Source organism: Legionella gratiana, from assembly GCF_001467695.1.
In the GTDB taxonomy this organism is placed as follows: Bacteria; Pseudomonadota; Gammaproteobacteria; order Legionellales; family Legionellaceae; genus Legionella; species Legionella gratiana.
Window position 1 is genome coordinate 45,579 of the sequence record NZ_LNYE01000005.1, and the last position, 26,583, is coordinate 72,161.

Sequence of the window (26,583 nt, forward strand, 5' to 3'; positions counted from 1 at the left end):
TTTATTATGATAGTACTGTATCAACAAAACCTGGGATAGTAGGCTTATCCGCTAATTTCCATCGTTTAGCTAACTCAAAGGCATTTTGTGCCGCCTCGAACTGTCCATTTTTCTCCGCTGAGTCAATGAAGCAGGCAAAGGTTAACTCATCAGCCAAATGCAATATTATGGCCTGTTTAAAGGCATTTTGTGCTGCTTCAAATTGACTATTTTTTCCTGCGGCATCAATAAAGGTATTAAACGTGTAGCAATCACACAAGCTCCATCGTTTGGCCAACTCAAAAGCGTTTTGCGCTGCTTCAAAATGACCATTTTTTCCTGCCGCATCAATGAAACTAGCAAAAGTAACTTTATTAGCCAAGCGCCATTTTTTAGCTAATTCAAAAGCGTCTTGCGCCATTTTAAACTGTCTATTCTTTCCTGCTATACTTATGAAACTATTAAAAGTAACGTCGTTAGTCAATTTCCACTTTTTAGCTAACTCAAAGGCACCCTGCGCTGCTTTAAATTGTCCATTCTTTCCTGCTAAATCAATAAAACTGGCGAACGTGATCTTATCAGCTAATCTTTTTTCTTTAGCCAGTTCAAATGCATTTAGCGCTGCTTCAAAATGACCATTTTTTCCGGCTGCGTTAATAAAGCTATTAAACGTAATCTGATTCGCTAATTTAGAATCTTGAGCTAATGTAAAGGCTTTTTGCGCTACTTCAAATTGCTCGTTTTTTCCTGCTGCATCAATGAAACTGGCGAAGGTAACTTCATTAATCAATTTCAAATCTTTGGCTAACTCAAACGCATATTGCGCCTTTTCAAACTGCCCGTTTTTTCCTGCTGCATCAATAAAACTCGCAAAAGTAACTTCATTGATCAATTTCAAATCCTTGGCTAACTCAAATGCATATTGCGCCTTCTCAAACTGTCCATTTTTTCCTGCTACATCAATAAAACTCGCAAAAGTAACTGCACTGGCTAATTTTAATTCTTTGGATAACTTAAAAGCATTTTGTGCAGCCTCGAACTGTCCATTTTTTCCTGCTGCAACAATGAAACTATTGAAAGTAATCTCATTAGCTAATTTCCTTTTTTTAGCTTGCTCAAAAGCATTTTGTGCCGCTTCAAACTGCCTATTTTTTCCTGCCATCGCGATAAAACTATTAAAACTAGCCTCATTAATTAGTTCTTTCATGATTAATAAGTTATGGACAGCGCAAGTAAAATCCCAATTTCTATTAAACTTATTCATTAATTGATTACAAATAACCACATCAATACTGTTTTCAGGTGCATTCTTTAAAATATTCAATATAGACGGCAAGTTTTTTTGAACACCAATTTGTTTACTTAGCTCTACTGCGTCCTTGATACTCTTTTTTACGGTTACTTTATCTCTTAAGATTTTTATTATTTCTTCAAACATTATAAGTCCTCACTACTCTAGTGATTTTTGTTAATTCTTAGTCAGAACAAAATTTGAAGCTATTTGACTAAGCATATTCAAAACAACATGTCATTATTTAATCCAATTGATTAATATAAATCCAATTGATTATCTTTATATGTGATATATATTTATTTAATATTCTTTTAATTTCAATAAGTTAAAAAAAATAATTAATGATTAAAGCAAAAAAACATGCATCTAAACTTATAAGGCTCATATCGAATAGGATAGAGTTTATAAACTTAGAAAAGCAGTTGGGTTCTACTGCTTTTTCTAGGTTGAGGATTTATGTGACAGTAGCTTACCGCAAAGAAAGCTTCAGTGTTAAATTCAGGAGGATTAAGGTAGTAAAACTTTAGAGTTATTACCTATTATTCAAATTCAAACAACGTACAAGCCCCTACCCCTAGCCAAGAGCAAAATAGGAGTGCTGAGCAAACTAATCAACAAAACTTTATTATAGGATTAATTGCCAAGGGATTTTGTCGTGACACAATATCAATCTTCACTAAATAAATACTATTAAGTGAGGATTTTTGTTTTTAAGACTATAAGAGCAAGATATTCATATTTTCATACAAATATCTTCCCCAATTACATTGCTCCTTAGTTACCTTATCTCAGTTGCGAGATAAAGGTAAGTTCAGAATTTGTATACTCTATTTAACAGTGACTTTGATCGTTTGATCGTTAAGAGGAAGTTCCGTTTCATCGACCTCTTCTTTCAGGTCACTTAGTTCCAACTTAAATTGTTGCATTGTATCAACAAGCGGCTGTATGTCCTTACCTACAGCAAGTCCTTGTTCAGTAATTTCAGGCACTTCAAATAGATCATCTTCCGTTTTAAGTTCTACTAATTGCTCAAGACGTTCAAATCCTAATTTTTTAAGGTGGGTTTGTACCGCTACGCCAAAATTTCCATTTTCGATGCAGCGTTTATGGATTGCTAAATTATTGCACTGTTCCTCAGTAATTGTTTTCTCTTCTTTAATACTTTGTAAAATATCAATTAAAACGTCAGAGGCAATTTTTTTAGCCCTTTTACTCCAACTCCAAAAATTATACATCGCAATTTCAGGTTGCTCATTTCTTGCCTGATAATATTTTTGTACTGCTTCTATAAATTCAGTAATACTGTCCTTAATAGGTTCTATCTCTAGTGGTTTCTCATCAATTTTAGTAAGTGAATAATCTTCAATAATCTCTACTTTGAGCATTTTTTCCAGATCAATCGGACATTGGCTTAAAAATAATTCCATTTTTTGAGTCATTACTTCATATTCGTCAAGATCAGTCGATTTTAAAGAGCTAAGCGCAATCCAGCTGTTTTCCAAGTTCTCTTGTAAAATCAAACTATCTTCAAGTGATACTTCTTTTTTTACTTTTACTTCTTCTGATAAAACTCCTGCCGTTACAACTTTAAGAATTTCTTCTAGTTTTTTCATATGAATCGATAAAAGCTCCAAATATTCTGAAACATTATTTTCCTTAAGGAGAGATTCAGAAGAAAGAAGTCTGCGGATAAGTTTAGCTTTTGTTTCTAAGTTATTTATTGAAAGAACAAGTTCATTACAACGTTGCTGAATAATTAAATCTTCGTGTGTTTGTTTTAATTTAGGATCAATCTTTCGTTGCAACTCAAATAAATCACCAACTCGTGAAATTGCTTCAATATAGGCTTTAGGGGTATTGGCAACTTCAGAAATTTGTTTGAATGTTTCTAAAAACTCTTGATACGCATCAACAGTATAACCTTTACTCAATGCCTCAATATTCAATAGTAATTTGGATTGCAATTTCATTTGACTTTCAACAAGAATATCAAGTACAGAAGGATCAACTTCATCCAATAAAGGCCTAATATTTTTTAAATACGCTTTAAAATCCAAGGCAATATAACTTTCTATTTCCAAATCTTTTTTGACGGCGGTTGAGGGTGGTGTCATCAATTGCTCCATCACCAGCTCATCACTCTTATCAAAATTTGACTTTAAAGTTTCTAAATATTCTTTAATTTGAGTCCAATTGTCATCATTTAAAGTAACCTGCATAGCACCATATTTATCAGGAGTTACAGTGCCGGTTTCGCTCAGTAATTTTGCTTGATAGACTGGATCACTAAAATATAATGATCCAGCTGCGGTAAATGTATCTGAAGCCCCCATTAACGAATGTCCTTGACCAAATTGATCTGTATCTGATTGAATCCCTTCTTCTTTACTATGTCCCCAAATGGCTTCTAAAATTGATGATGAAGGAGCACTTTGCTCTAAACCTAACATCATTAATTGATCTGGAGCATAATGATGGAAATACATATGACCACTAAAGCCATTTTTACTGATATTCTTACCGACTAAATTCTTTTCACCCTCTCCGCCCATGGCAATATTTACCCCAAAATCATAGGGTGTTTTAATAAGTGTTGGTACCTGCCCCATAACACCAAGCAGAAAGCCTTTTAATTCAGTAACCTTATCTCCTTTACGAATAACTCCATGAGTCGCAGATCGTGAAACAACACCGTTCTTTCCTGCTTCAGGAAAGAACGCCAAGAACTCATTTAAATTTTCAGTTGATAAATTCTTATAATCGATGATAACTCTACTTGCATGTGATAAATAATCTATTGAGGTGAGTACATCACTTGGATGAGTAAGCTCTTTATCTTTAAGCAATGAAGAGCGTGTTTTAAAATCACCACGAGCAACGCAAGCCAATAATAATTTGGAGATATTAGTAGCGGTATCATCTGAAGCATTATGTTTAAATGTGTTTAACCACTGTGTTGCAACCGCTAATTGGTCTTCTTTAATATTATTTTTAATAATGGTAGTCTTGGCTTTAAGTATTTCTGGTGAATCTTTTGACATAATATTCTCTTTCTTGCTCTTATTAATCTCAAAGTAAGTAAAATTTGAACTTTGCGAATTATATATCACATTAATTAACAAAATATTAAATATCTTATATCTTGTGTTTTTTTTAACCTAAACTCGGCAGTTGAATCGTAGCTATCGAGTTTAATATGCTGATTTTTATGGCTATTTTTCTGATTCTTTATTGAAGGCGCACCACCCATACGATCCGATGAAAAGTCAGAAAAATAGACAGAATGATCCGTGCAATGGGCAAACGTCCGTTCAATATAAAAAATAAAATGATTTTTTATATCGAACTATTTAGAAACTGAAGCCCGTATAAATACTGCGCATCCCCGCTTTTGCGCTGAATCTTCTACACATCTTGTCTATCGTAAATAAAACAAGATCCAATTATTTCTTTTGCAGAAGGAGACGGTATTGAGAGCATCGTCACCCTCTGCGTAAGCAGGGGGTCTCGTAAGCGTATGACTGCAAGGTGAAGTTTAGAGCAAAGATTGGTTACTTTTAGACCTTCCGCTTTTGCGGAAGGCGACAGTATTGAGAAGTCCGTCACTCTCTGCGCAAGCAGCTGTCTCTTGATGAGATAGGATCAAGAGACAGGCTTTTGCTGGGAACAAACTTTACGGGATAACGTTAAACGAATTAGCAAAAAATCATCATTTCTCTCATCGCATCTATTAAATGGCTTGATAACTCATTACAAACCAGCATGATAGAGAACATACGCAACACATGACGTCAATTTTTTAGCCATATCTAAATGAAGAAATTCATTTGGACCATGGGCATTAGAATGAGGCCCTAACACCCCAGTAATCATAAATTGAGCCTCAGGAAATTTTTCGCCCAACATTCCCATAAACGGAATAGTTCCACCCTCTCCCATATAGGCTGCAGGTTTTCCATAATAAGTCATAGACGCTTCATCGGCTGCCTTCTCTAACCAGGAAGCCAGTTTAGGTGCATTCCAACCGGGTGAACCGTCTTTTCCAGTAAAACTTACTTTGGCATGATAAGGAGGTGTTTTCGTTAATACATCATTCAATGCTGTTGTAGCAATTTTAGGGTCTACCAATGGAGGCAAGCGCATGGATAATTTAAGTGCTGTTTTAGGTCTTAAAACATTCCCTGCATCAGCAATGGCAGGGAATCCATCTGCTCCTGTTACCGTCAAAACAGGACGCCAAGTTCTGTTTAAAATGAGTTGCTGTATGTCTTTCGTTACAGGTTCCACTCCTTCATGACAAGGAAATTCTGTATAAACAGAACGCCCCAAAGCTTGAGCACAATGTGCAGCCTGTTTGATTCTTTCTTCGGGGATTTCACAGTATAACTCGGGCAGTTTAACCTCACCAGAAACTTCATCTTCGATACGACTTATTAATTGTCTTACTACTCGAAAAGTATCAGCAACAATACCGCTAGCGGCGCCCGAATGAACTCCTTCACAAATGAGTTCAACAGATAATTCTCCTACCACATTGCCACGTAAGGAAGTAGTCATCCATAATTGCTCATAATTCCCAGCGCCAGAATCAAGACAAATCACTAACTTAGGACTACCGATTCTCTCCTGCAATAATTCAATATAATAAGGTAGATCATAACTGCCACTCTCTTCGCATGCCTCAATAATTAAAACACAGCGAGGAATGGGTAAGTCTTGCTTTTGTAATGCGTGAATTGCAGTTAATGATGCATATACTGCGTAGCCATCATCAGCCGCACCACGACCATATAAGCGCCCATGTTTTAGTACTGGCTTCCAAGGATGCAAATCTTCATCCCATCCAGACATTTCCGGTTGTTTATCAAGGTGGCCGTATAACAATACAGTCTCCTCAATTTCACCTGGAACTTCGATGAAAATTAAAGGTGTTCTACCCGTTAATTTTATAATTTCCAGAGTCATTCCTTTAGGTGCATGCAACTTACACCAATTACCGATATGATCTACAGCTTGATCCATTAAGCCGTGTTCTTGCCATTTAGCATCAAAATGCGGTGATTTGTTAGGAATTTTTATATAGTCACATAAACTGGGAATAATCTCTTTCTGCCATTGCTGACAAACAAACTCATACAGCGCTTGCGGATTGAACATGAACTTGCTCCTCAATAATCGCCACAACTTGCTCTGTAGCAGACTTAATATTTAACGCATTAATTTTACTCATAATTTCCATTTTATTCTGTTCTAGATCACACAGTGTTTGCAGTAAAGTACCTACGTTTAACGATCTGTTTTCGATCACTAAACTAATACCTAATTCTTGAAAATATTTAGCATTTTGGATTTGATCGCCACGGCTTACCTCAGTAGATAACGGAATTAAAATATGTGGCTTACCCAATGCTAATATTTCATAAAGGGAGTTCGCACCTGCACGAGAAATAACTACTGAGGCAGCAGCAAATAAATCTGCCAACTCTTCATTAGCATATTCAAATTGCTTGTATCCGACTAAGCCATTCAACGTAGAATCTACTTTTCCTTTTCCACATAAATGAATAACCTGATACTTTTCAGTCAATTGCAAAAGTGCATCACGAATACAGCAATTTATTGAGCCAGCGCCTAAACTTCCTCCAATAACAAGAAGACAAGGTTTTTCTGCATTAAATCCACATAACTCCAATCCACGATTACTGTTGCCAGCAAATAATTGTTCACGGATGGGTGTTCCTGTTACTTCGATTTTATTTTGTTTTTTAAAATGCTTTTTCCCTGCATCAAAAGTTAAACAAATTTTATTCACAAAAGGAAAACAAAGACGATTTGCAAGACCTGGACTCATATCAGACTCATGAGCCACGATAGGTATTCGATTTAACCATGCTCCTATTACAACTGGGAATGCAACAAAACCACCTTTAGAAAACACGGCATCAGGTTTTAATTTATAAAGCAAAAAAAATGCTTGTACGATACCAAATATAATCTTAAAGGGAGCAAGTAAATTTTTGAAACTTATATAACGCCGTAATTTTCCACTACTTACACTATAAAATGGAATATTAAGTGATTGAATCATCTGTTTCTCGATACCATCAGCCGAACCAATGTAGGCTATATCCCAACTTTTATGGCTAAATTCTCGAATCAACGCCATATTAGGTGCTACATGTCCTGCAGTGCCTCCTCCAGTAAAAACGATCATTGGCATCATGAAATATTCCTAATCAGTAAACTTAAGTCAATTGCTTGAATTGATTTAGTAATAGCGCCTACAGAGATGAAATCCACTCCTAATTGAGCTATTTTAGCGATATTTTCCAAAGTCACCCCTCCAGAAACCTCTAAGGTACAATGCTTAGGCTGATTCATTTCAACTGCTTTTTCAAGCATTTCCTCACTAAAGTTATCCAGCATAATTCTATCAGGATGAGCCAAAATTGCCTCACGTAACTCCTCCAAAGTCTCCACTTCAATTTCAATTAAACTAGTTCTATGGGCTTGTCTTGCTAAAGTAACAGCCTGAGTTACGGAACCACAAGCTTTTATATGATTTTCCTTAATCAAAAATGCATCATAAAGCCCCATACGATGGTTAAAACCACCGCCACAAGTTACAGCGTATTTTTGAGCGACTCTTAATCCTGGAAGAGTTTTTCGTGTATCCAGTAATCGAGTTTGCGTTCCAAGCAACTGTCGCACATAAAAATGAGTTTGTGTTGCTGTAGCTGAAAGAGTTTGTAAAAAATTGAGTGTTGTACGTTCTGCAGTTAGAATAGTTCGTGCTAAACCATAAATAGTACATAAAGTTGTGGGAACATCTAACCAATCTGCTTCAGCAACCCGCCACTTAATCTGGATTTGCTCGTCTATTTGCCTGAATACCTCATTAACCCAGGGTTGACCACAAACAATCATTGGCTCTCGTGAAATAATTTCTGCTTCTACCTTAAGGTCAGCAGGTAACAAAGCTGCAGTAATATCGCCATCACCCACATCCTCCTGTAATGCACGTGTTACATCAGCTTCTACTGGCATGGAGGTTTTATTCATTTATACTTTTCCTATTCTTCCTTGCATAATGTGCTTTTAGTAATGGAGGAGCCATAAAAGTAGTTACCATAACCATTAAAACAATAGCAGAAAATAAATCATCTGAAATAACACCTAAAGTACGTCCAATTGATGCAAAAACCAAACCTACTTCACCGCGAGGCAACATGCCAATGCCAATAAGCAAGCGGTCATCCTTGGCACGTGAACCAAAGCCACTCAGTAATTTGCCAATCACCGCTGCGAATATCAGACCACTTGCCAAAACCACTACATTCCAGTGATAAAAACATTCCAATTTAACCTGAATACCAATCACAACAAAAAACATGGGTGCTAAAATTGATTCTAATGGTGACAACAAATGATAAATGCTGCGATTTTCCTGTCCACCCCGGGAAAGGCCATCAAAATAATCATCATGAAGGATTATTCCCGCCGTAAATGCGCCAATAATCGTTGCAAGCTGAATCACTGAGGCGAGCCAGGAAAGCGTCATAATAAACATAAAAGAAATAAATAATTTTGCTTCCCAGGGCTCAAGAAAACGAAAAAAATGAATCGCCTTACGTAAGACAATGGGACCTAAGAACAAAGTACCTGAAAAAAATAACAGTGCACTTACAATAATACGTACAATAACAGTTAGATCTACAGCACCACTAATCACTAATGAGCTAACTACAGCCAATATAATTAAGCCCAATACATCATCCAACATTGCCGCACCTAAAATTGTTCTTGCTTCTCGAGTTCGTAACTTCTTCATTTCAGCAAGTACCCGAGCAGTAATGCCAATACTGGTTGCACTTAGAGTAGCAGCAATAAATAAATTAGCTTGATATGAATCATTTGGCAGCAGCATATAGACAATACCAAATCCTAAGAGCATAGGAGCAATAACACCTATTAATGCAACAAAAACTGAATCACGTCCCGTGTGTTTCATGTCTTCAACAGAGCTTTCAAGACCAACCATAAATAAAAGAAAAATAACCCCATAGCGTGAAAAAATATCCACTATATAAGCAATTTTAAGAAAATCAGCTCCATGAGGTCCACTTAAAGCAGTAATAACTTCTTGTGCATAATTTGCATTTGTAATCGTTGCAGTCACCGCTTGGTTTATAGGAACTCCTTTAAGTATTTCTCTAACAACATCAAAAGTTGCTGATCCTTCTCGCAGTAAAACAGCTAATGGAAACCCGTAGTAATAAAATAAATTACCAATTAACATCCCCACGAGCAATTCACCAAGAACGCTTGGTTGTTTTAAACGTCTTGCTGTATAACGACCAATAATTGCAAAGAAAAAAATAGTAGTTACTGCAAGCAAAACAAACGCGATCGGATCGGCGTGATCTGATTCAGCAGATGCAAATGAATATAAAGGATATATTCCCGCTAAAAAAAACCACCATTTTAAACGCTGCATTATTTGTTCTATAGCCCGCATCAATATCCCACTTCATTGGACTTCTTCGGAAATCCTTCTCTTACTAGCACGATTCTCATTTCCGTAGAAGCCTATTTTTCTAATAACTTAAGTCACATTTTTGATAAACGGATGCAAATTTAAACGATACATGTTTTCGTTTTTTGCAACCTAAATCACGGCATAATTATTGCTTCGCCAAAAATAGACACGTTTCCAAAACTGAATCGGGATTAAGCGAAACACTTTCTATCCCTTCTTTCATTAGCCACTGTGCAAAATCTTGATGATCTGAGGGGCCTTGGCCGCAAATACCAATGTATTTATTCGCTTTTTTGCATGCGCTAATGGCCATATGCAATAATGCCTTAACAGCTTCATTACGCTCATCAAATTGAGAAGCAATGAGACCCGAATCTCTATCTAAGCCTAAAGTCAATTGAGTTAAATCGTTAGAACCAATGGAAAAACCATCAAAATACTCTAAAAACTCTTTTGCTAACAAAGCATTAGAAGGCAATTCACACATCATGATGACACGCAAATCATGTTTGCCACGCTCAAGTCCATGTTGTTTCAAAACTTGAATGACGCTGCTTGCTTCAGACACAGTCCTTACAAAGGGGATCATTACTTCCACATTGGTGAATCCCATTTTTTCACGAACACGTCGTACTGCTTGACATTCCAAAGCAAAGCAATCCGCAAATAATTCAGAAACATAGCGTGATGCTCCCCTAAAACCCAGCATTGGATTTTCTTCATCAGGTTCATACAAGTTACCGCCTACAAGATTGGCATATTCATTTGATTTAAAATCAGACAAACGCACAATAACTGGTTTGGGATAAAAAGCCGCAGCAATTGTTGCAATACCTTCTTTCAAGCGCTCAATGTAATATTCAACAGGCGAATCATAAGCTGCTGTTTTTTCCATAATAAATTGTTTTAATTCTTTGTCCTCTAAGGAATTAAAATCCAGCAATGCTCGTGGATGTATGCCAATCGTATTAGAAATTAAAAACTCAAGACGAGCCAAACCTACCCCTGAATTAGGAATAGATTGAAAAGTAAATGCTCGTTCAGGGTTCCCTACATTGAGCATGACTTTCATCGGTAATTCAGGCATAGCTTCTACATCAAGATGTACTTGTTCGAAAGGTAATAAACCCGCATAAACATAACCATTATCCCCTTCGGCACAACTGACAGTCACTTCATCACCATCACCTATGGTTTTCGTTGCATTACCACACCCTACTACTGCAGGAATACCTAACTCACGAGCGATAATCGCTGCATGACATGTCCTCCCACCACGATTGGTCACAATCGCTGAAGCACGCTTCATTACAGGCTCCCAATCGGGATCTGTCATATCTGAAACTAAGACATCACCCGGTTGCACCCTATCCATTTCACTTACATCAGTAATAATTCGGGCCTTACCTTGACCAATTTTTTGGCCTATACTACGACCCTCAGCTAATATTTCACTTTTCCCTTGTAACGTATAACGTTCTAATATTTGCTTGTTATCACGACTTTTTACTGTTTCGGGACGGGCTTGTAGTATATATAATTGACCATTTAAACCATCTTTTGCCCATTCGATATCCATTGGTCGGCCATAATGTTTCTCAATAATCATGGCTTGACGGGCTAAACTTTCTACTTCAGCAGGAGTTAAAGAAAATAACAAACGTTCTTTGGGCTCTACTTCTACAGTTTTAACTCGTTGTTTCTTACTGGGATCATCACAATACACCATCTTCAACGATTTACTACCTAGATTTCTGCGAATAATAGAAGGTCTTCCTGCTTGAATACCGGGTTTATGCACATAATATTCATCAGGATTGACCGCCCCTTGTACAATCATCTCTCCCAAACCATAAGAAGAAGTAATGAATACCACTTGATCAAAGCCAGATTCAGTATCCATAGTAAACATAACACCACTTACTGCTAAATCACTACGAATCATCTGTTGAATCCCTGCTGATAAAGCCACATCATGGTGTGCAAACTGATGGTGGGTACGATAAGCAATCGCTCTATCATTAAATAGTGACGCAAAAACATGTTTAATCGATAGCAGAACAGATTCAATTCCTTTAACGTTCAAAAATGTTTCTTGTTGGCCTGCAAATGATGCATCAGGTAAATCTTCAGCCGTTGCTGATGAACGAACAGCAACACTAAAATTATCATGACCTATAGACTGAGATAATTGTTCATATGCGGTGCGCACGGCATTTTCAAACTCAGAAGTAAAAGGAGCATTGATGATCATCTCTCTAATTTCTTTACCAACAATAGCTAATTGCAGCACATCATCAGTATTTAATACTTCTAATTTTGTATAAATTTTTTTATCTAAATTATCTTGCGCTAGGAACTCTCTAAATGAATCTGCAGTGGTTGCAAAACCACCAGGAACAGCAACTCCAGTAGAAGATAAATGACTAATCATTTCTCCAAGAGAAGCATTTTTCCCACCAACCTGATCTAGGTCACGCATGCTAAGATGTGCTAAATCAATAATATGTTGTTTGATCGCCATAACCACCCCAAGTCCATAAATAATGATAGTTATTCTACTGAAAATGTGCGGCTATGGGAATGAGAAACTTTACTTGGTAAATTCGTCCATGTATTTCTTAGGATCCTCGTAGCACTTCCTTATACTTTGCAGTGGGTTATCCTATTGAGATCAAGTGCCTCTAAAGAATAAAAGCTTCATAGTTTGATTTAAATTTAATCAAATAGATTGAACAAGATCCATAAACTGTAGAAAATTTCTTACTTTAATTCACATCTGGGCTCGCATCTAATATTATATGCGCTTTACCAATAGGGCTTGCAGTTATGACTCTTACTCCTTTAAATGCCATCTCACCTATAGATGGGCGATACATGAATAAAACTAGGGCTTTGAGTCCTTATTTTAGTGAATTTGCTCTAATTTACTATCGTTTAACAGTGGAAATCCGTTGGATTGAATCTTTAGCAGCAAATGATGCCATTTCTGAAGTCCCTCAATTGGATAAAGAGGCAAAAGATTTTCTCAATGATATCATTTTCAATTTTAACGAAAATGAAGCCCTCAAAATTAAAGAATTTGAAAAACAAACAAACCATGATGTTAAAGCAATAGAATATTACTTAAAAGATAAGTTCCAGAAGAATAATTGTCTGAAAGCGATTACCGCATTTATTCATTTTGCCTGTACTTCGGAAGATATAAATAACCTGGCTTATGCTTTAATGGTAAAACAAGCAGTCGCTCAAGTAATTCAACCTACTCTTGCTGAAATAATGGGAGGAATTACACTGCTTGGGAAACAACATGCGGATGTAGCGATGTTGTCAAGAACTCATGGTCAGCCAGCGACTCCAACAACCATGGGCAAAGAGTTAGTCAATTTTGTTGCTCGACTCAAAAGACCGCAACAACAATTAGCTGAAGTACTAATTCCAGGTAAATTTAATGGTGCAGTAGGCAATTATAATGCCCATGTAGTAGCTTATCCCGAAGTAGATTGGCGCAAACACTGTGCAAACTTTGTCACCTCTTTAGGATTATCTTTTAATGCATACACCACTCAAATTGAGCCTCATGATGGTTTAGCAGAAGTATCACAAATTATGGTACGCATTAATAATATTTTGCTGGATTATACGCAGGATATATGGAGTTACATTTCTTTGGGCTATTTTAAGCAAAAAACAGTCGCAGAAGAAGTTGGTTCTTCAACCATGCCGCATAAAGTTAATCCAATTGATTTTGAAAATGCGGAAGGAAATCTAGGGATGGCTAATGCGCTGTTCATTCATTTTGCCAATAAACTCACTCAATCACGGTTGCAACGTGATTTGTCAGACTCTACTGTATTGCGCAACATCGGTATGGCCTTTTCTTATAGCCTAATCGCCTATCTTGCTTTAGCTAAAGGTAATGATAAATTAAAAATCAACGAACGTGCCTTGCAAGAGGATTTAAAATCCAACTGGGAAGTCTTAGCGGAGGCAGTTCAAACAATGATGCGTCGTTATAATGTGCCTGATGCGTACGAACAATTAAAAGCTTTAACACGTGGCCAAGGCATTGACGAAGAAAGTCTCAAAAAATTCATTAAAGAACTTTCTATTCCTGAACAAGCTAAAGAGCAACTCACCAAACTTACACCAGGAAGTTATACTGGATTAGCAACCCAGCTTGTAAAGGCTTTTCTATGAGTGATACTCTATCACAACAAGGACAAACCTATGAGTTTGATGTTCTTGTTATCGGCACAGGGTTGGCAGGATTACAATACTGCCTTCAACTCATAAGCCTACAACCACGTTTGAACATTGCTTTAATCAGTAAAGCAGATGCCATTGAATGCAATAGCCGTTATGCTCAAGGTGGAATTGCTGCTGTTTTTTCGGCAGAGGACTCCCTAGAATCCCATATCTCAGATACATTGATTGCTGGTGATGGTTTATGTTACCTGCCTGCTGTAGAATTCATCATTCGCCAAGGCCCTGAAACCATAAAGCAACTGAATCAATATAATGTCCATTTTAAACAAGACAACAAAGGACATTTTCATTTGGCACAAGAAGGCGGACATTCTCATCGACGCATTTTTAATTGTGGTGATCAAACGGGTTTATCAATAACTCAAACAATGAACCAGTTGGCGCGACAACACCAGCAAATTCATTTTTTTGAACATCATGTAGCAGTAAATCTTATTACTCATTATCACCCTCATCGCACGGATATTCAAAGTGAAGTCTTAGGGGCATATATTTTAGATTGCTCAGCAAATCGTATACATACCTTCTTAGCGAACTGCGTCATCTTAGCCACTGGCGGTGCAGGTAAGACATACCGATATACAACAAACCCTATGGTCGCTACTGGAGATGGAGTTGCCATGGCTTATAGAGCTGGTGCACGTATTGGTAATATGGAATTCTATCAATTTCACCCGACTCTATTACACCATCACTCTTTAAATAATTTCCTTATTTCTGAAGCAGTAAGAGGGGAAGGAGCTTTACTTAAAAATGCCGAAACAGGTGACCGTTTTATGAAAGACTATGCACCTGAACAAATGGAGCTTGCGACCCGTGATATCGTTGCTCGTGCTATTTTTAGTGAAATTGAGCGCAGTCAAATAGGATATGTCTATCTCGACATTACCCATCAATCAAGAGAATTTCTAAAAAAGCGCTTTCCACAAATTTATAGCACTTTATTATCCATAGGCATCGATATGAGCCAGGATATGATCCCTGTTGTTCCAGCTGCACATTATCAATGCGGTGGAATACTGACAGATATTGATGGCCGTACTGATTTAAAAAGACTTTATGCAATTGGAGAAGTCGCTTTTACTGGTTTACATGGTGCCAACCGTCTAGCAAGTAACTCCTTGCTAGAGGCTTTAGTTATGGGCTCCAATGCAGCTCGCTGTACATTAAAAGATATTTCTAACCCATGGAACTATACTGATCCTATTCCAAACTGGAGCGCTCCCAGTGAGGTTAATGCCCGACGTGCAAGTCAAATTAATGCGCAATGGCGTGGTTTACGAGGAGAAATGACATCATATGCAGGTATCGTACGAACGGAAGCAGGTCTTGAAGATCTACTACAATTAATAATGAAGCGAAAAAAAATAATTGAAGAATATTACTGGAAACATTGCATTACCCGTGACTTTATTGAACTTAGAAATATTATTCTCAACGCAGAGCTTATTGTAAGAGCCGCTTTGGCAAGACGAGAATCACGTGGTGGTCATTTCCGTGAAGATTATCCTAATAAAAATATCAGGGCGAAAGAAAGTATTGCCAAACTGGGATTAATGGATATTACACTTGAATAGAATAAGACTTGTCGCTTAAAACTATAGTGAAATGATTTGAGGCCAAATAAATGTTTAAAAATTCCACCATTTATACCCCTGAAACCACTTTAATGCAGATTAGAAATGATATGAGTATTTGCCAAAGTGATTACCCAATAGATTGGTATCAGGAAGACTTTATACCTTATGCTCAAGAATACCAAGCTCTACCTGATCGTAAACTTACTACGATCTTAGCATGGATGACTCCTTATCTTAAAAAAGCACAAGATCACTTTGGTGAGCGCTTATTACTTTTAGCTCATTATTATATGGGAGGAGAAATTGTTCGTTTAGTAGAGCAATTTGGAGGACTCATTGGTGATTCCTATCAGTTAGCCTTAATGGCTGCAGAACATCCAGAAAAATCAATTATTATTGAATCAGCAGTTCATTTTATGGCTGAGTCAATTAGCATCTTGGCTCATAAAAATCAACAGGTGTACATCACTAATCCTAAATCAGGTTGTACCATGGAAATGCTAGCCAAAGATTTCATGGTTGAACCCGCCTTTCTTGATTTAAACGAGCGTTATGGCGCCGAACATATTTTACCTGTTTGTTATATGAATACTTCGGGTCGCGTCAAAGCAATGACTGGAGCTCAAGGTGGGGCTGTTTGTACCAGCTCTAATGTGAAAAAAATATTTCAATGGGCGCAAAAACAAAATAAAAAGATACTTTTCATTCCCGATCAACATATGGGAGAAAATGTAGCCTATTGGTTGGGAATAAAAAATCTTGCTTACTGGCCAGGTGGAACCGCAGGAGCCCAATATTCACTGGTAAATCAAGACAAGCAAACATTAAAGCAATTTGATGATGCCCAGCTTATTCTGTTTTCCAGTCAATGTGCCGTGCACACACATTATCAACCTGAAATGTGTGAGTATTGGCATGAACAAGGATACACAACCATTGTTCATCCTGAATGCCGCAACTCAGTCATCAAAATTGCCCAACATTCAGGTTCTACAGCATTTATTTGGGATTATGTAGTCCATGATCGTGCGAAAACCAAACGTTATGCAATAGGTACTGAAAACCATATGGTGGAGAATCTGAAACAATATTGTAAAGATTTAGAAATAGACGTGGTCAATTTAGCACAAGCACCTAAAAAAGAACATGAAAAAGGCATAGGCTGTGGTTGTGCCACCATGTCACGTAATGATCCTCCTCATTTAGTTGCTCTCGTTGATTTACTAAGACAAGGTAAAATGATGTCTTATAATGAAGTTAAAGCAGGTGATGTTGTCAATGAATTCACCGGTAGCAGAAACAGATTATCGGAACAGGAGCAACAATGGGTTATAGATAATGCTAAAAAATCATTGCAAATGATGATTAATATTACAGAGGATCGAATTTAATAGAATAACCTAAGGATTGCGTACTTTAATTTCATTATGCTTCATGCCCCGATTGAGTATCCTCCATAAGGGGCATTCACTGACATCACAAGTTTTTATGCCCCATAAAACTGGCACTGTTCCAAACCTTGAGCACATACAAACCCACCTAAAGTTTTTATCCAATTATAGTCAAGCCGAGATGGAATTTTAGTTAAAGTTGGCCACCAGATTGAATAGTCTCCTACCGAGTTTTTATAAGTACACACTACTCCTCGACCGTATCCAGCAACTAAAATGTTTGCACGAACAAAGTGGGTATTTTCATCACCCTGGGGACGACGAGGAGAAACCGGATTAACTACCCAAGGATCTGGTGGAATGCCCCACTTTAGAGAAGAAGTCATTGGATCGGGGCAATTTGTAGTATAAGCTACACCGAATTGCGTAAGCAAAAAACCTAAAATTAAAAGTTGATATTTATTCATTAAATGTCCCTTTAATAGTTCACAAATTTTAAATAATCCTAAACAAAGCAGTTGGGCTCATACTGATAAAGACTAATTTTAGTGCAGTAGACTTTCGTAATAAAGATCAACAGCTTTTTTTAAGATAATACACTAAAAACCCATTGTTAGAATTTATTTCTTTGCTATAATGGCCACTCAAATGCCTGGGTGGCGGAATTGGTAGACGCGCCGGATTCAAAATCCGGTGGTGGTGACACCGTGTGGGTTCGAGTCCCACCCTAGGTACCAAAAAGATTGTATTTTGAAAAACAATAATCTCTTGTCCAAACAATCACCTTAAATCTTCTTTTCACTTTACTCAAAGTCTGGAAAACTTAAGAACATTACTGGCTCATCCCCAAATCCGGGGGCACTAATCAAGAACACATTACTGAGCTAAGAGGTACAAGAACTTAATGATCAGTTCGCAAAAGACATCAAATTAATGGCCAGTGATGATAAGAAAACCTTCCTCAGATTGTAAATAATAAATGGGGCTGGAGCCCAAAACTTCCAGCCCCATTAATAATAAATTACTCTTTTACTTCACAAGTAATCTTAGTGCAATCACGGCAATTTTTGGCAGCAAAATCAAATGATTGAGCTGCTGAACCTGGAGTATTTGCCATCTTATCATCTGCAGCTTTATCATCTGCTACATCACTACTGCTAGCATTAGTAGTGCATACCCATTTAGAGGTTAAATCAGTACTCCCAGCAGCAAAGCCTACAGAAGAGCCTAAAATAAAAAAACATAAAATTAACTTTTTCATAACGTCTCCTTGTTCAAATATCCCTTATCAATATTTGGTTTCCTCTAGGAGGTCTTCCTTGATGACTTTGTCAGTTTCATCTGAGTAATTGGAACAATTAAGTGAGAACTCTTAATGACTTTAAAGGCATTATTTATTAATTTACCTCAAGTTTTTCATTTTGTTCTCTTAAGAACCAACTGTTAAATTATAGAACATTGGACTAAAAAATGCGAATTGAAGCAGTAGAAAGATAGATTTTAAATAGAACTCGTCATTCAAATTTATCCTGCAGGTTTAAAATCCCCTTCTTTTTCTATTGAAACTTTTTCTTGCCTATTCTCTTTTGTCTGTTCTTTGATTTTCATTAAGAAAGGGATAAAAAACAAAGCAAATACAACAGAAAGTTGGTACAAACCAACCCAGCCAATATTTATTTGAATAGTTGCCGCCACAGGACCAGAGATAATACGAGGCAATGTAGATAATGCGACAAGTAGCGAAAATTGGGTTCCAGTATACTGTTTATCAACCAAACGCATAAAGAAAGCAACTAATGCCGTAGAGCCCATTCCAGCAGCGAAATTATCAAAAAATACTGCCATGGCTAATAAAATGACATTCTTGCCCATAATTGCTAAAATAACAAACAGAACATTAGTTAATGCTTGCAACAAACCAAAAAAAAGTAATGATCGATATAATGAATAATGCATCAATAAAAATCCAGCACATAGCCCTCCTAACAATATAGATCCAACACCAAGTATTTTATTGATATAACCAATAGTCTCTAAAGAGAAACCAAGCCCTTGAATCAGAAAAGGCATCACAATACCACTGGTGGTTGTGGTAAAAGCCTCCCCTAATTTATAACAAAAAATAAAGCATAGAAGAGGAACAACCCCTTGACGTGATAAAAACTCTTTAACAGGTGCTATGAATGATAAAGCAAAATTAGTCTTTTCCTTAGCGATTATACTGGGTTCCTGACTCCAATAGACAGCAAACATTCCTATTACCATGAGACAACCCATAAAACGATAAGTAAAAGCCCAGCCTAGTTTCTGTGCCATAACCAAAGCAAAACCACCAGATAGCAATAAGGCAATTCGATAGCCTAATACAGCTAAGGAAGCACCTAGAGCATGTTCAGTAATTGGCAAATATTCAGCTCGATGCGCATCAATTGCGATGTCTTGTGTTGCAGAAAGACAGGCTAATGCTAATGCGAGTAAGGCCATTAACTTAGGATGTTCCTCTGGAGTAAACCAGGCCATTAAATTAAATCCTAAAAGCAACAAACATTGCATTGCTAAGATCCAACTTCGCCTCTTACCTAGGTTAAATAAAGAGTAACGATCAAGAATAGGTCCCCAAAAAATACGATAAGCATAAGGCAGACTCATTAAACTTAATGTTCCGGTAACAAAAACAGACATTCCACTGTAGGCAAACCATGCTTGCAAGGTACTGCTGATTAACGCCATAGGCAAGCCAGAAGAAAAACCTAAAATGAAAACAATAAAGAGACGCCTGTTCATCTTTAGAGCACTCGAAACAGTGAGGACTTGTACCTAGAAAAAAACTCACTCCCAAAGCGGGAGTGAGTATGATGAGAAAGAAAATTTTCTCACGTGATTAGGCTTCTTTTTTTACAGAAATCAAATGAATTTTGAAAATCAAAGTTTCATTTGGACCTATAGGACCACCTACACTACGTGGACCATAAGCCAAATCTGAAGGGACATAAACTTCCCATGTAGAACCAGCGGGCATCAATTGTAATGCTTCTGTCCAACCGGGAATTACTTGTGATACTTGGAATGTAGCTGGCTTGCCTGCTTTTTCAGTGCTATCAAACACTGTACCATCAATTAAAGTACCAGTATATTCAACAGTTACAGTATCTGATTTACCTGGCTTAGTACCATTCCCAGCATCAATAATCTTATATTGCAAACCACTTGGCAATGCAACTACCCCTGGCTTTGCCTTATTAGCAGATAAGAAGGCATCACCTTTTGCTTTGTTTTCTTCGGCTTTCTTATTGAATTCTGCGCTGCGTTTAGCCATCAAATCTTTTTGAAACTTACTCAGAACGTCTTTCATCTGCTCTTCAGTCAAAATCAACTGTGCACCAGACATTCCATCTTGCATTCCTTTAGCTAATACTTCTGGATTAACTTCAATACCTTGATTTTTAAAGTTTTTTCCTAAATCAGCACCAATACTATAAGATAACTTATCTTTGTCTGTAGCAAGCGATGTAGCATCAGTTGCAGCCATTGCAGTAGACATTGCCAGCCCCATAATGGCCGCAGTGACTAATTTCATCTTCATAAAGAATCCCCTTGTAGTCTTTCTATTGTGCATGTCTTCCTATTTGTAGCAGATAGGAAGTTATAAAAATATCCTTATAATTCTGCCTAAATTTGCATGAAATTACTAGACCTTAAATCAGATTAATTGTAATTATATTATAAAGCTTATCGAGTTTAAGTTTAAAATCTGTTTTTTAACACTTATTTCTAAGGTATTTGCAGCATGATACCCACGCGTTCACTATAATTAAAATAGACAAATAAAGCAGATCGCTCTACACTCTGCACTAATTAGAACAAGAGATTTAAACCCTATGAACATCAGTGTATTTGATTTATTTTCGATTGGAATTGGTCCTTCAAGCTCTCATACTGTAGGCCCAATGCTTGCCGCTAATGCCTTCCTAAAATTGCTTGAAGGCAAACAGCTTATGGCGCAATCACAACGAATTAAAATTGAACTCTATGGCTCTCTTGCTTTAACGGGTAAAGGTCACGGCACTGATAAGGCTATTTTAAATGGACTAGAAAACAAAGCACCTGAAACGATAGATCCAGAATCCATGATACCACGCATGCATGAAATTCTTAATTCACATACGCTGAATTTGGCAGGCAAAAAAACAATTCCATTTAATGAACAGACAGATTTTCTTTTTTTACAAAAAGAACTCTTACCAAAACATACTAATGGTATGCGCTTTTCTGCTTTTGATGAACAGAATAACTTATTACTAGCGCAAGTTTATTATTCTATTGGTGGTGGGTTTATTACTACCGAAGAAGAATTTTCCAAATCTACAGAAGATACAAATCCACCTCCATACCCATTTTCGACAGCATCTCAACTCTTGCAACTTTGTCGAGAACATAATTTAACCATAGCAGAATTAATGATGGTTAATGAAAAAACATGGCGTAGCACTGAAGAAATTCATCGAGGTATTTTAGACATTGCTAAAGTAATGGATGATTGCATTAGCAATGGATGCAAACATGATGGGATCTTACCAGGTGGATTAAATTTAAAAAGACGCGCCCCAGATTTATATAATAAGTTGATGCATCAAAAAGGGGTAAAGAGCGTCTTCGAACAATCAGACATCATGAATTGGTTAAATCTTTACGCTATGGCAGTTAATGAAGAAAATGCAGCGGGAGGACGTATTGTTACAGCCCCAACTAACGGAGCCGCGGGTATTATTCCTGCTGTGCTTAAATATTGCCAACAAGCACATGATAAGATGAGTAGTAAAGACATTTATACTTATTTTCTAACTGCAGCTGCTATAGGTATCCTCTATAAAAAGGGTGCATCTATTTCTGGTGCTGAAGTAGGCTGTCAAGGTGAAGTTGGTGTAGCTTCTTCAATGGCAGCAGCAGGCCTTACTGCAGTCCTTGGAGGGACTATAGCCCAAGTTGAAAATGCAGCAGAAATCGCCATGGAACATCATTTAGGAATGACTTGTGATCCCGTTTTAGGTTTAGTACAAATACCCTGTATCGAGCGAAATGCTATGGGCGCTGTCAAAGCTGTAAATGCAACGCGAATGGCACTTATAGGAGATGGTCAACACCAGATTTCCTTGGACAAAGTGATTAAAACAATGAAGCAAACAGGAATGGACATGCAAAGTATTTATAAGGAAACTTCTATGGGTGGTTTGGCTGTTAATTTACCCGAATGCTGAAGAAGTATAATCATGCTGCTTGAAGTTTTTCTCCACTAATTCGGCAAGACCCGATAATCGATGTCTTTCCACCTCTTCATAAAATGGGTTAATGTCCTCCTTTGAATCGAGAGAGGAGGATATCGCGCTTATTTTTTCACCCAACTTCCCCATTTTTTTATTCACTCTCATATTCCTATACTGCGGAAGTCCAGTACGATCCTCAACAAAAAATAAGTTTTTATTAATTGACTTCCATGCCCCCTCTCTTTTATTGTTTACAATCTCTACACTAAGTTCCTTTGAATCTCGAACTTCTTGTTCCAAAGAAGGTACGGATTGCTTGGTACGTAAAAGCCTGACAGGTAACGAGCTGGTTACCAGATTAAAATCATATATGTCATCAAGCTCTTCCTTGGTGTAACATATAACCACAGCATCACGATAGGTTTCTAAAGTATGTTTTGCTTCTCTCCATTTTTCTTCGTGCTGATGAGAGCGCATATAATCATAAATTGGGCAGTATTTATCTTGATTCGATAACATCGCGATACTATCCGTTGTCAAATAAGCGCACACACGACCAGCAGTTTGTAACGTATCTGTAGGCACATAAACTTGGAGATTGCATAGTTTACTTAAACGCCCGAACTCCATCTGATTAGCTAATAAATTGGTTAGTCCTAACGAGGGTACAAAGCCCAAGGGATCACAAATTAAAATATCCAGCGTAGGAAATTCTTTGGCTTTGAAATGAAACTCTAAAAATGACCAATGATTTAAATAAGCACTCCCATCCCATTTGGAAATGGCAATTTGAAACCGTAAATCCTGATCGCAATTTTCTATCATTTGTTCAATGATATAAGCTAATTCATCAAGTTCACCACTACTCATCGCAAACGCGTTAAACTCATCTCCCCTTTTTTCAATCCGTGTGCATTGTTTTATATATAAAAAAAATGCCATAAGATCTTCAGAAATAGTACCTGGATTACTAGTCTGAGCTAAAAGTTTTTTAATATCTGCACTGTTTTTCATAATGAGTTCAATTATCAAAATAAATACGATTAAAAGAGAGAAAGCATTTTCATTTCATCCTCGTCATCACTCCTAGACACAATATTGTGATGACCATGAAGTTTTTCCATAGCCGCAACCAAAGAGGGGTTTTTAGAAATTAAATGTCCATTACTATCAATCCAACCTAATCGAACAATAATTTCCTTTGTACGTGCGCCACCTTCTTTTAGGGCATGCTTTAAAATATCTTCAAGAGTAAGTGATGAAGCTTTATAGGAAATCTTTGATCGCTTGAAAAATCCAAACCAACCGTCCGTATCATCTTTCCATTTTTGGCCGTAATTCTCGCGAAACTGGGTAAGTAGGGATTCGTGAGGGGCAGAAAAATGGTATTTTTTACTAAATTCATCATAAAATTTCTCAGCCAAAATTTTATGCACGTGAGCTGAAGGATGTTTATCATCCCAGAACATGTAACCTGGTGCTGGAGAGGTTTTATCTAAATTTAGCTTAAAATCTTTCGATTCAATATAGGGTAAATGGATTTTTTCCGGATCCAGTCCATATTTTTGTGGGTTACAATAAGCATCTGAGAAAAATTTATTAATATCAAAGACATCTATAGAACATTCAGGATGTTTTTTTACTAATTCATCTACTTTTTGCTTTAGTAATTGATTGAAATGCGAGCAAACAACGCGCGCATTGTCCTGTTCCTTTTCACCTAACCGGTAGAAATGAGGTGTAAGCGACAAATCAGGTACATTAAACAATGCAAAATGATAATAACCTGCTTCGATTAATTTTTCGATGTTATTAATTCTTGCCATAACCGCTTTTTCAGCTTCCTCTTTAGTTGGCCCATTATTAACAGTAATCAGATCATTCGCACCAGACCATTCTGTTACCAGAGTTTTCTTTTTATGCTCTGCAGAAATAGCGCGCGCTTTATCATCAGCTAACAGCAATTTGCGCTTTTCATCCAGATTAGAAACGATGTGTTCTGTAGCGAGCAGTTTAAGATTGGTAGTGATTCTTCCAGTGTAATCGTAAGAAGTTAATCCACCTTCATCATAATATCTGACAAAATCACGCCCTTCAAAATTAATGCGCTTATAATTTTCTAAATCCAAATCACACAAAGGAGCTTCTACTTTTGGATCATGAACAATAACATCATCAGCAATGTCTGTAGTACTTTCACCTTTACGTTCAAGTGTATGAATAATACTTTCTTCAACAACATCAGTTCCAAAATCAGTATCCCACACATAGCCGTTAGTAAACGCTCCTTTAGGGGACTTTCCTTTCAAACCACTTAAACCATCCATCGGAATAATACCACCCAGTTTTTTATGATCCATTTCACCAGGATCGGAAAGACTATCACCCATAGTAATAATATGTTCAATGATTGGTTCAGGCATGGGGCTACTCCGTGTTATTAAATTAGAACATTAGACCTCTAAGATAATATTAAATAACAAAAAGTAAAGGAATTGATCAAAAAATCATTTATTTTTAGAAGAATGCTCAAATTAGGTTCATACTTAGAGATGGATCTCGTCACTTAAAGCAAGGAAGAAGTATGAAAATGTTAGCACAACTTAAAGTTCTAATTTTGGGTTTAATCTGGAGTCTTTTTGCTACAGCTAGTTTTGCTGCTTCTGACACTATTCCGAGCGTTGCTCGTCTAAGCTATATGAAAGGCATAATCAGTTTTTCACCTGCAGGTCTCAATAAATGGATTAAGGTACGATTAAACCGCCCATTAGTGATTGGTGATCAATTATGGTCTGACAATAATGGGTTGATTGAATTGCAATTGGGCACCGCCACAGTCCGCATAGGTAGCTTAACCAGTCTAAAAATTTTAAATCTTAACAATACTATTGCTCAGTTTCAACACACAAACGGTATGCTTGCATTAACTGTCCAATCGGAAAATAAAAACAGACGCTATGAAATCGATACTCCTAACTTGGCTTTTACAACTACCAACCCAGGCTACTACCGTATTGATGTAGATAGTAAAAAAAATGTGACCGTGGTTACCGTGCGTAAAGGCAAGGGTGCTATTTATGGTAAAAAAGCGTCCTTCAAAATCAAAGAAGGTCAAACCTGTCGTTTTATCGGGAACAATTTAAAAAATTATCAATGTAGTGCTGTAGGTCCAATAGATGATTTTGATCGTTTTAATTTAGAACGTGATCGCCGTAGTGTAAAAACAGTAGTTAAATACGTTTCTCCGGAAATGATTGGTTATGAAGATCTTGAGCAATATGGAACCTGGAAGAACATTAAAACTTATGGTCGTGTATGGGTTCCACAGGTCAATGTTACAAATTGGGCACCTTATCGAATGGGACGATGGATATGGCTTAATCGCTGGGGATGGACCTGGGTTGACGAACAACCGTGGGGATTCGCACCTTTCCATTATGGTCGCTGGATCCGATGGCAAAATCAATGGACATGGGTTCCTGGACCTCGACATACAACCCCTATTTATGCTCCTGCTTTAGTGGCTTTTGTCGGAGGAAGACAATTCAGCTTGCAAGTAGGCGGTGCACCAGGAATAGCCTGGTTCCCTTTAGCGCCTGGTGAAATCTATATGCCTCCTTACTCGGTTAATCGCAATTATTTTGTACAGGTCAATATCAGTAATACGGTAATTAATCAAACCCATGTTAATCAGTTTTTTAATGCACCCAACTTTAATATTAATTATCAAAATATTAATGTCTCTAACGCCATTACTGCTGTGCCTACAACTGCATTTGTACAATCAACACCAGTTAACACAGCAGCTGTGCAAATTTCACCAGAAACTGTGGCTGCTGCTCCTAAAACACCAGTGGCTACAGTGGTTCCTGAGCCTGTTAGTGTGCAAGGCGGAAATGAGACAACCAGCGTCGCCCCTAGCAGTGAAATTATTAATGAGGAATCGATTGCAAAAACCGAACCGCCACCACCGCCAGTACCCTTTAAAGAAGAACAGCCCTTACTTACAAATAATCCTGGAAAACCATTAACCAATGAACAAACTGAGCAATTGACGACTCAAAAGCAAACTCCAACGATGCAGGAACAACCTGCTATAACTCCCGTAGCACCTGCAGAACAACAAGCGCCCGCAGAGCAACAAACACCCGCAGAGCAACAAACACCCGCAGAGCAGCAAGCACCTGCAGAGCAGCAAACACCTGCAGAGCAGCAAGCACCTGCAGAGCAGCAAGCACCTGCAGAGCAGCAAGCGCCCGCAGAACAACAA

The 26,583-nt window shown here is 37.4% G+C and carries 18 protein-coding genes and 1 tRNA gene; 6 read left to right on the plus strand and 13 right to left on the minus strand.

The annotated features are described in order from the left end of the window. Positions 1 to 4: 4 nt before the first annotated feature. From Lgra_RS02465 to ppsA, 7 genes are all read right to left on the minus strand, one after another. The gene (locus Lgra_RS02465) at positions 5 to 1,417 is read right to left on the minus strand and encodes a pentatricopeptide repeat-containing protein (RefSeq protein ID WP_058497704.1); all 1,413 of its coding nucleotides are present in this window, start codon (positions 1,415 to 1,417) and stop codon (positions 5 to 7) included. Between the two features lie 683 nt (positions 1,418 to 2,100). Continuing rightward, positions 2,101 to 4,314 (minus strand): hypothetical protein, encoded by a 2,214-nt coding sequence (locus Lgra_RS02470; protein ID WP_058497705.1) that lies wholly within the window; start codon positions 4,312 to 4,314, stop codon positions 2,101 to 2,103. Between the two features lie 709 nt (positions 4,315 to 5,023). Then, positions 5,024 to 6,430 (minus strand): M20 family metallopeptidase, encoded by a 1,407-nt coding sequence (locus Lgra_RS02475; RefSeq protein ID WP_058497706.1) that lies wholly within the window; start codon positions 6,428 to 6,430, stop codon positions 5,024 to 5,026. After that, positions 6,405 to 7,496, minus strand: coding sequence for an undecaprenyldiphospho-muramoylpentapeptide beta-N-acetylglucosaminyltransferase (locus tag Lgra_RS02480; protein ID WP_058497707.1), 1,092 nt, complete (start codon positions 7,494 to 7,496; stop codon positions 6,405 to 6,407). Before Lgra_RS02480 ends, Lgra_RS02475 begins: the two co-directional genes overlap by 26 nt. Continuing rightward, a complete protein-coding gene (nadC, locus tag Lgra_RS02485; RefSeq protein WP_058497708.1) occupies positions 7,493 to 8,335 on the minus strand; it encodes a carboxylating nicotinate-nucleotide diphosphorylase in 843 nt (280 codons plus the stop codon). The genes Lgra_RS02480 and nadC overlap by 4 nt, the downstream gene beginning before the upstream one ends. Continuing rightward, positions 8,328 to 9,770: a cation:proton antiporter gene (locus Lgra_RS02490; protein ID WP_058497721.1), complete on the minus strand. Its 1,443-nt coding sequence runs from the start codon at positions 9,768 to 9,770 to the stop codon at positions 8,328 to 8,330. Before Lgra_RS02490 ends, nadC begins: the two co-directional genes overlap by 8 nt. A 187-nt stretch (positions 9,771 to 9,957) precedes the next feature. After that, a complete protein-coding gene (gene ppsA / locus Lgra_RS02495; protein WP_058497709.1) occupies positions 9,958 to 12,336 on the minus strand; it encodes a phosphoenolpyruvate synthase in 2,379 nt (792 codons plus the stop codon). 305 nt (positions 12,337 to 12,641) lie between these two features. On the opposite strand from ppsA, the gene purB reads away from it, so the two are divergent. Genes purB through nadA form a run of 3 tightly spaced genes read left to right on the plus strand, consistent with a single transcriptional unit; the run spans position 12,642 to position 17,052 of the window. Beyond that, positions 12,642 to 14,012, plus strand: coding sequence for an adenylosuccinate lyase (gene purB, locus Lgra_RS02500; protein ID WP_058497710.1), 1,371 nt, complete (start codon positions 12,642 to 12,644; stop codon positions 14,010 to 14,012). Continuing rightward, on the plus strand, positions 14,009 to 15,658 hold the full coding sequence (gene nadB, locus Lgra_RS02505) for an L-aspartate oxidase (RefSeq protein ID WP_058497711.1): 1,650 nt from the start codon (positions 14,009 to 14,011) through the stop codon (positions 15,656 to 15,658). Before purB ends, nadB begins: the two co-directional genes overlap by 4 nt. A gap of 50 nt (positions 15,659 to 15,708) precedes the next feature. Further along, positions 15,709 to 17,052, plus strand: a complete 1,344-nt coding sequence (nadA, locus tag Lgra_RS02510; RefSeq protein ID WP_058497712.1) for a quinolinate synthase NadA — start codon at positions 15,709 to 15,711, stop codon at positions 17,050 to 17,052. Between the two features lie 95 nt (positions 17,053 to 17,147). Here the strand turns inward: nadA and Lgra_RS02515 are convergent, their stop codons facing one another. Then, positions 17,148 to 17,519, minus strand: a complete 372-nt coding sequence (locus Lgra_RS02515; protein WP_058497713.1) for a DUF3757 domain-containing protein — start codon at positions 17,517 to 17,519, stop codon at positions 17,148 to 17,150. 183 nt (positions 17,520 to 17,702) lie between these two features. On the opposite strand from Lgra_RS02515, the gene Lgra_RS02520 reads away from it, so the two are divergent. Beyond that, positions 17,703 to 17,789 (plus strand) — tRNA-Leu (locus Lgra_RS02520). Positions 17,790 to 18,073: 284 nt separating this feature from the next. Here Lgra_RS02520 and Lgra_RS02525 read toward each other — a convergent pair. The 3 genes from Lgra_RS02525 to Lgra_RS02535 form a co-directional block, all read right to left on the minus strand. Further along, entirely contained in the window at positions 18,074 to 18,313 is a 240-nt protein-coding gene (locus Lgra_RS02525; protein WP_058497714.1) for a hypothetical protein, read from the minus strand. Between the two features lie 263 nt (positions 18,314 to 18,576). Next, entirely contained in the window at positions 18,577 to 19,836 is a 1,260-nt protein-coding gene (locus tag Lgra_RS02530) for an AmpG family muropeptide MFS transporter (protein WP_058497715.1), read from the minus strand. 97 nt (positions 19,837 to 19,933) lie between these two features. Continuing rightward, complete coding sequence (locus tag Lgra_RS02535; protein ID WP_058497716.1) at positions 19,934 to 20,635, minus strand: BamJ family beta-barrel-assembly machinery protein; 702 nt, start codon at positions 20,633 to 20,635, stop codon at positions 19,934 to 19,936. Between the two features lie 295 nt (positions 20,636 to 20,930). Here Lgra_RS02535 and Lgra_RS02540 point away from each other — a divergent pair, with 295 nt between their 5' ends. Continuing rightward, entirely contained in the window at positions 20,931 to 22,307 is a 1,377-nt protein-coding gene (locus tag Lgra_RS02540) for an L-serine ammonia-lyase (RefSeq protein ID WP_058497717.1), read from the plus strand. Here the strand turns inward: Lgra_RS02540 and Lgra_RS02545 are convergent. Together Lgra_RS02545 and Lgra_RS02550 are read right to left on the minus strand one after the other, a co-directional pair. Then, positions 22,293 to 23,327, minus strand: coding sequence for a hypothetical protein (locus tag Lgra_RS02545; protein WP_058497718.1), 1,035 nt, complete (start codon positions 23,325 to 23,327; stop codon positions 22,293 to 22,295). The genes Lgra_RS02540 and Lgra_RS02545 overlap by 15 nt on opposite strands. A gap of 29 nt (positions 23,328 to 23,356) precedes the next feature. Further along, a complete protein-coding gene (locus tag Lgra_RS02550) occupies positions 23,357 to 24,736 on the minus strand; it encodes an SGNH/GDSL hydrolase family protein (protein ID WP_058497719.1) in 1,380 nt (459 codons plus the stop codon). A gap of 161 nt (positions 24,737 to 24,897) precedes the next feature. Between Lgra_RS02550 and Lgra_RS02555 the strand changes: the two genes are divergently transcribed. Further along, on the plus strand, positions 24,898 to 26,583 hold a 1,686-nt coding region (locus tag Lgra_RS02555), incomplete at its 3' end, for a DUF6600 domain-containing protein (protein WP_058497720.1).

What these genes read in the sequence shown, in the direction of transcription:
- Lgra_RS02465 (WP_058497704.1), bottom strand. Translation starts at nt 1,417, where the DNA reads ATGTTTGAAGAAATAATAAAAATCTTAAGAGATAAAGTAACCGTAAAA.
- Lgra_RS02470 (WP_058497705.1), bottom strand. Translation starts at nt 4,314, where the DNA reads ATGTCAAAAGATTCACCAGAAATACTTAAAGCCAAGACTACCATTATT.
- Lgra_RS02475 (WP_058497706.1), bottom strand. Translation starts at nt 6,430, where the DNA reads ATGTTCAATCCGCAAGCGCTGTATGAGTTTGTTTGTCAGCAATGGCAG.
- Lgra_RS02480 (WP_058497707.1), bottom strand. Translation starts at nt 7,496, where the DNA reads ATGATGCCAATGATCGTTTTTACTGGAGGAGGCACTGCAGGACATGTA.
- nadC (WP_058497708.1), bottom strand. Translation starts at nt 8,335, where the DNA reads ATGAATAAAACCTCCATGCCAGTAGAAGCTGATGTAACACGTGCATTA.
- Lgra_RS02490 (WP_058497721.1), bottom strand. Translation starts at nt 9,770, where the DNA reads ATGCAGCGTTTAAAATGGTGGTTTTTTTTAGCGGGAATATATCCTTTA.
- ppsA (WP_058497709.1), bottom strand. Translation starts at nt 12,336, where the DNA reads ATGGCGATCAAACAACATATTATTGATTTAGCACATCTTAGCATGCGT.
- purB (WP_058497710.1), top strand. Translation starts at nt 12,642, where the DNA reads ATGACTCTTACTCCTTTAAATGCCATCTCACCTATAGATGGGCGATAC.
- nadB (WP_058497711.1), top strand. Translation starts at nt 14,009, where the DNA reads ATGAGTGATACTCTATCACAACAAGGACAAACCTATGAGTTTGATGTT.
- nadA (WP_058497712.1), top strand. Translation starts at nt 15,709, where the DNA reads ATGTTTAAAAATTCCACCATTTATACCCCTGAAACCACTTTAATGCAG.
- Lgra_RS02515 (WP_058497713.1), bottom strand. Translation starts at nt 17,519, where the DNA reads ATGAATAAATATCAACTTTTAATTTTAGGTTTTTTGCTTACGCAATTC.
- Lgra_RS02525 (WP_058497714.1), bottom strand. Translation starts at nt 18,313, where the DNA reads ATGAAAAAGTTAATTTTATGTTTTTTTATTTTAGGCTCTTCTGTAGGC.
- Lgra_RS02530 (WP_058497715.1), bottom strand. Translation starts at nt 19,836, where the DNA reads ATGAACAGGCGTCTCTTTATTGTTTTCATTTTAGGTTTTTCTTCTGGC.
- Lgra_RS02535 (WP_058497716.1), bottom strand. Translation starts at nt 20,635, where the DNA reads ATGAAGATGAAATTAGTCACTGCGGCCATTATGGGGCTGGCAATGTCT.
- Lgra_RS02540 (WP_058497717.1), top strand. Translation starts at nt 20,931, where the DNA reads ATGAACATCAGTGTATTTGATTTATTTTCGATTGGAATTGGTCCTTCA.
- Lgra_RS02545 (WP_058497718.1), bottom strand. Translation starts at nt 23,327, where the DNA reads ATGAAAAACAGTGCAGATATTAAAAAACTTTTAGCTCAGACTAGTAAT.
- Lgra_RS02550 (WP_058497719.1), bottom strand. Translation starts at nt 24,736, where the DNA reads ATGCCTGAACCAATCATTGAACATATTATTACTATGGGTGATAGTCTT.